The sequence below is a fragment of the Streptomyces sp. SID10853 genome, assembly GCF_010548145.1.
In the GTDB taxonomy this organism is placed as follows: domain Bacteria; phylum Actinomycetota; class Actinomycetes; order Streptomycetales; family Streptomycetaceae; genus Streptomyces.
In genome coordinates, this window is the sequence record NZ_JAAGLN010000343.1 from 1 (window position 1) to 5,464 (window position 5,464).

General features: G+C 75.1%; 6 protein-coding genes and 1 pseudogene. 3 read left to right on the forward strand and 4 right to left on the reverse strand.

The window, feature by feature from the left end; genetic code table 11:
* From G3I19_RS34135 to ybaK, 3 genes are all read left to right on the forward strand, one after another.
* Positions 1 to 723 (forward strand): hypothetical protein (locus G3I19_RS34135; protein WP_203600957.1); only part of this gene is annotated, 723 nt, incomplete at its 5' end.
* 5 nt (positions 724 to 728) lie between these two features.
* Positions 729 to 1,472 (forward strand): LON peptidase substrate-binding domain-containing protein, encoded by a 744-nt coding sequence (locus tag G3I19_RS34140; protein WP_164267580.1) that lies wholly within the window; start codon positions 729 to 731, stop codon positions 1,470 to 1,472.
* Positions 1,473 to 1,519: 47 nt separating this feature from the next.
* Entirely contained in the window at positions 1,520 to 2,023 is a 504-nt protein-coding gene (gene ybaK, locus G3I19_RS34145) for a Cys-tRNA(Pro) deacylase (RefSeq protein ID WP_164267581.1), read from the forward strand.
* A gap of 88 nt (positions 2,024 to 2,111) precedes the next feature.
* Here the strand turns inward: ybaK and G3I19_RS34150 are convergent, their stop codons facing one another.
* The 4 genes and pseudogenes from G3I19_RS34150 to G3I19_RS34165 all read right to left on the reverse strand — a co-directional run.
* Positions 2,112 to 2,834, reverse strand: a complete 723-nt coding sequence (locus G3I19_RS34150) for a hypothetical protein (RefSeq protein WP_164267582.1) — start codon at positions 2,832 to 2,834, stop codon at positions 2,112 to 2,114.
* Between the two features lie 34 nt (positions 2,835 to 2,868).
* The gene (locus G3I19_RS34155) at positions 2,869 to 3,615 is read right to left on the reverse strand and encodes an ABC transporter permease (protein WP_203600967.1); all 747 of its coding nucleotides are present in this window, start codon (positions 3,613 to 3,615) and stop codon (positions 2,869 to 2,871) included.
* 149 nt (positions 3,616 to 3,764) lie between these two features.
* Positions 3,765 to 4,736 carry an ABC transporter ATP-binding protein gene (locus G3I19_RS34160; RefSeq protein ID WP_343235294.1) on the reverse strand — a complete coding sequence of 324 codons (972 nt, stop codon included), beginning with the start codon at positions 4,734 to 4,736 and terminating at the stop codon, positions 3,765 to 3,767.
* 91 nt (positions 4,737 to 4,827) lie between these two features.
* Positions 4,828 to 5,464 (reverse strand): annotated as a pseudogene (locus G3I19_RS34165) (hypothetical protein); the annotation flags it as partial.

Consider the following 5,464-nt stretch of genomic DNA (forward strand, 5'->3'; position numbering starts at 1 on the left):
CCGGACGCGCTGCTCATCGCCGCCGGCCGCGCGGTCCTCAGGGCCTGGGACCCCCCCGCTCGCGCCGAACTGCTGCACGAGGTCGGCCCGCTGGTCGACGCGGCGGCCGCCGGTGACCCCCGGGACCCGGTGCCGTGGCGCATCGCCCTGGACCACGCCCGCGGTGTGCACGCCACGCACGCCGGCTTCGAGGCCCTCTGGGAGCAGGCGCTGCGCCGCTCCCGGTGGCACTACGGCTGCCATGTGGCCGCGCTGCGCTATCTGTCGGCGCAGTGGCACGGCTCGCACCTGGAGTGCTTCGACTTCGCGGAGCAGGCCGCCGACGACGCGCCACCCGGATCACTGGTGCGGGCGCTGCCGGTCAGCGCGGCCTTCGCCTGTCTCACCGGGGGCGGGCAGCCCGCCGCCGTCCGTACGCGGATCGACGGCGCGGCGGACCGCGCCATCGCCCTGTCGGCCGGTTACGGCCCCGGCGAAGCGCTGCTCGCCGAGGTCCGGAATCTGCTGGTGTACGTGCTGATCAGCCGGGAGCGATGGGCCGAGGCGCGGGAGCAGTTCCGGCTGATCGGGCCGGATGTGACCTCGTTCCCGTGGGCCCGGCTGAGTGATGATCCGCTGGGCCTGTTCCTCGAACTGCGCGGCACGGCACGCCTGCTGACCGCTCCCGGAGGTGCGCGGCGCGACAGGGCGGGGCGCACCGGTGGCCGCGGCCATTACGCTTGACCGCTGTGACCACCGCGCGCCTCCCTCTCTTCCCGCTGAACTCGGTGCTGTTCCCGGGCCTCGTGCTGCCGCTGAACATCTTCGAGGAGCGTTATCGCGCCATGATGCGCGACCTGCTCAAGGTGGACGAAGAGGCCGAACCACGGCGCTTCGCCGTCGTCGCCATCCGGGACGGCTCCGAAGTGGCGCCGACGCTGCCCGGACTGCCCGGCGGCAGGGCACTGCCCGAGCCCGGCCCCGCCGCCGGGTTCGGCGACGACCCGGCCACCGCCCTGCACGGCATCGGATGCATCGCGGACGCCGCGACGATCCGGGAGCGCGACGACGGCAGCTTCGAGGTGCTCGCCACCGGCACGGCGCGGGTGCGGATCAGCGCGCTGGACACCACGGGCCCGTATCTGACCGCCGAGGTCGAGGAACTGCCCGAGGACGCCGGGGACGACGCGGGCGCTCTGGCCGAGGGCGTGCTGCGCGCCTTCCGCGCCTATCAGAAGCGGCTGGCCGGTGCGCGGGAGCGCTCGCTCACCACCGGGGCCGAGCTTCCGGACGAGCCGTCGGTGGTCTCGTACCTGGTCGCCGCCGCGGCCGTGCTGGACGTACCGGCCAAGCAGAAGCTGCTCGAAGCGCCGGACATCGCGACCCGGCTGCGCGACGAGCTGAAGCTGCTGCGGTCGGAGACCGCGGTGATCCGGCATCTGCCGTCGCTGCCCGCCACGGAGCTGACCCGGGCCCCGACCCACCTCAACTGACCCCGGGCCGGCAGCCGGCCAGGACCGAGCGGATCCAGGAGCGCCACGTGGCGAAGAAGGCGAAGAAGCAGCAGTCGGGCGGCACGCCCGCCACGGCGGCCCTGGCCGCGGCGGGTACGGCCTACACGCTGCACACGTACGAGCACGACCCGGCGGCCGCCTCCTACGGCGGGGAGGCCGCCGAGGCGCTCGGGGTCACCCCCGACCGGGTCTTCAAGACGCTGGTGGCGGATGTGGACGGCGAACTGACCGTGGCCGTCGTCCCGGTGGCGGGGAGCCTGGACCTCAAGGCCCTGGCCGCGGCGGTGGGCGGCAAGCGCGCCACGATGGCGGACCCGGCCGTGGCGGAGCGCACCACGGGATACGTCCTGGGCGGCATCTCCCCGCTGGGCCAGCGCAAGCGCCTGCGCACGGTCCTTGACGCGTCGGCGTCGGCGCACGGCACGATCTGCGTGTCGGCGGGGCGCAGGGGGCTTGAGGTCGAGCTGTCCCCGGCGGACCTGACCGGTCTCACCGGGGCGCTGCTCGCGCCGGTGGGCCGGGCCGCCTAGCCGGCCGGCGCCGGGCCGGGGGCTGTGGGGCTGTCCGGCTGTCCGGCTGTCCGGCTGTCCGGCTGTCCGGCTGTCCGGCGGCACCGGGCTAGCGCCCCTCGCCGCCCGGCTGCTGCTGCTGCTGCTCAGGAGCGTCCCCGCCGTACGAGGGCTGGGACGAGGGCTGGGACTGCGGCTCGGACGGGGACTGCGGAGCCCACGCCGGCTCCGGGTCCCGCGGCCCGAACACCGCGGTCACCCCCAGATGCACGATCATCGCCGCCACCGGCCACGCGAGCAGCGCGCCCTTGGCGGCCAGCTTGAGCGGTGCGTCGAAGGTGACGCCCTTGCCCTCGTGCTTCGCGGCCGCGACCACGTCCTGCGAAGGGCCGAGCCAGATCCCGACGCGCCAGGCGAGCAGCGAGCCGAGCAGGCCGCCGACCGCGAGGGCGAGGACCAGCGGCACCCCGCCGCGCCTGCGGAAGAGGAAGACAGCGGCCGCGCTCACCACGCCGAAGGCCAGCCCGAGCAGTGCGAACGTGCCGTCCCCGCCGATCGCCTGCTCGCCCTCGGAGTCCTTGAGGTAGACGGCCTTGCCGTCGGAGATCAGCGGAACGCGCGGTGCCAGCCACATCCACAGCAGCCCGAGCAGTACGCCCACGACCGCCAGCACGACCGCGACGACGGCCGCCTGCACCAGCTCGGTCCTGAGCCCGGGACCCTCGTCACCGGCCCTGTCGGGGCCCGGCCAGGGGGTGGCTCCCGAAGGACCCTTCTGCCACGGGTCGTCGTTCGGCGGCGGCTGGTGCGGGGGTGTCAGTGGCGCGGTCACTCTGCCATCGTGCCAGGCGGCCCTGTGTGCCGCCTCACCGGACCGCCGCCCGCCGGTAGGCCCAGGTCGCCACGGCCAGCGAGACGACCCCGACAGCCGCGCAGACGGCCAGATCGGCACCGACCGCGGACCAGTCGGGGTGGTCGCCGAAGGTACGGGCCAGCGCCTCCACCCCGTAGGTGGAAGGCAGCAGGTCACGGGCGTACGCGATGGGCCCGGGCAGCCGGTCGGCCGGCAGCACACCGAGCAGCAGCGCCGCCGACATGCCCAGCTGGCCGAGCAGGGTGGCCAGTTCCTGGCGCGGCGCGAGCAGCCCCAGCGCGGCACCGAGCCCGGCGAGCGCCGCCCCGGCGAGCGGGACGACGGCGGCGAGCACCCACAGATGTGCCAGCGGCAGCTGGAAGAGCACGGAACCGGCGACGGCCGTGACGACCGTGCCCGGCGCAGTGAAGGACGCGTACGCCCCGGCGGTCCCCAGCACCACGGACGCGGGCGGCACCGGCAGCGTGGCGTAGTGGTCGAGCCCGCCGCTGGCGCGCAGCTGCCCGAAGTACTGGGCGAGCAGATTGAGCGCCACGAACGCCACGACCAGGACGGCCGACCCCGCGACCACGGCGCGGGCCTCGTCACCGCCGTCGACGACCCCGCGCATCAGGATCATGATCCCGACGGACTGGAACGTCGCGACGAAGAGCAGCGGGATGCGCGCCACCCTGGCCCGCGAGAGCTGCGCCCGGTAGACAGCGGCGAGCGCGGGCAGCAGGCGGGCGCGCGGTGCCAGCGGTTCGGCCTCGGTGACCGTCCCTGCGTCGGCGTCCGCGTCGGCGGGGCCGGGGCCCGGGCCGCCCGTGGTGCCGGATCCGGCGGGGGCACGGGACTCACAGCGCGGGACCCCCGGGTACGGCTGTGACTCTGCGGAGACCACTGCGGTCACGCCTTCACCAGCCCCTTCGTACGGCCGCCCAGCGCCATGTACACGTCCTCCAGGCTCGGTGTGGACAGCGTGAAGTCGTCGAGTGCGGTGAAGGCGGGCCCGCCGGTCACGGCCGCGACGGCGGCCCGCGCCTCGTCGGGCGCCAGCCGCAGCACCCAGCGGCGCCCGGACTCCTGCGCGGACCCGCGCAGCACGGCGACCTCCGGGATGTCGAGCGGCGCCCGCTCCCGCCAGACCAGCTCGACCCGGACCTCGCCCGCGACCTGGGCCTTCAGTCCGGCCGGGGTGTCGCAGGCGATCACCCGTCCGCGTTCGATGACGGCGACCCGGTCCAGCACGGTCTCTGCCTCGATGACGTTGTGGGTGACCAGCAGGACGGTCACGCCGCGCTCCGCCCGCCGCCGGTCCACCGCAGCCCACACGGCGCGCCGTGCGACGGGGTCCATCCCGGTGGTGGGTTCGTCCAGGACGAGCAGCGAGCGGTCGCCGACGAGCGTCGCGGCGAAGCAGGCGAGCCGGCGCTGCCCGCCGGAGAGCTTCCGCAACGGCCGCCCGGCGAGCTCGGTGATCCCCAGCTCCTCCAGTACGGCGTCCCGCTCCCGGCGCGCGTCCGGCACGGAGAGACCGCGCAGCCGGCCGGTGGTCTCGGCGGCGAGTGCGACGGTCAGTTCGTCGAGTGCGGTGGACTCCTGGCCCAGGTAGCCGAGCAGCCGTGCGGCGCGTTCCGGATGGCGTACGAGGTCGTGGCCGAGCACCTCGACCCGGCCGGAGTCGGGCCGCATCAGCCCGGTGAGCTGGCGTACGAGGGTGGACTTGCCCGCGCCGTTCGGTCCGAGCAGCCCGAAGATCTCACCCCGGCGCACGGTCAGCGAGATCCCGTCGGTGGCCCGCACCTCGGGCGTGCCGGGAGCCCCCCGTCGGCCGCGCGCGGCCGGGTACGTCTTCACCAGCTCGCGCACCACGCACACATTGCCCGTACTCACGAGGGACGAGCCTACGGGGTTGGACGGCCCGCGAGGGCGCCGGGGCCGCTTCGGGCGGCGGCCGGCGGCCCGGCTGTCAGCGTCCGGGCTGCTCGGCGGCGGGCGCGGGCTCGGCGGCCCTCACGTCGATCTCCCGCCAGAAACCGGCCCTGATCGCGTACCGGTCGTGCTCGTCGATCTGGTCGTCCTTGTGGGCGAGCAGCCCGAACCTGGCCGCGTACCGCAGCAGCTCGCCGTCGATCCGGTGCGGGATCCGGGGGTACATCCCCGACAGCTTCTGTACGTGGCCCGGGTCCGGGAGCCGCTCCATCCACCGCCTGGCGAAGACCTGACCGACCTCGAAGGGGTCACCGCCGACGGTGGTGATGTCCTCCTCGCGGTCCGCCCACCGCTGTTCCGCTGTGGTGACCTGGGCGAGTGTCGGCAGCGACGCGGTTCCGCCGCATGTGGACGGCCGCGCCTACCGCGAAGGGGTCACCGCCCACGGTGGTGCTGTCCGCCGCGCGGTCCGCCCACCCCGGTTCCGCTGTGGTGACCTGGGCGAGTGTCGGCAGCGACGCGGTCTCGGCCGGTTCGCCGGACTGGCCGCCGGGGCGCTCGATCCCGCCGCGCTCCGATGACCAGCGCAGCGTCGCGTTGGCCGGGTGCGCGGCGTGCTGGGCTCCGGGCCCGCGCAGTCCGGCGAGGTCCTTGGGGGTGGGGACACCGCCCTT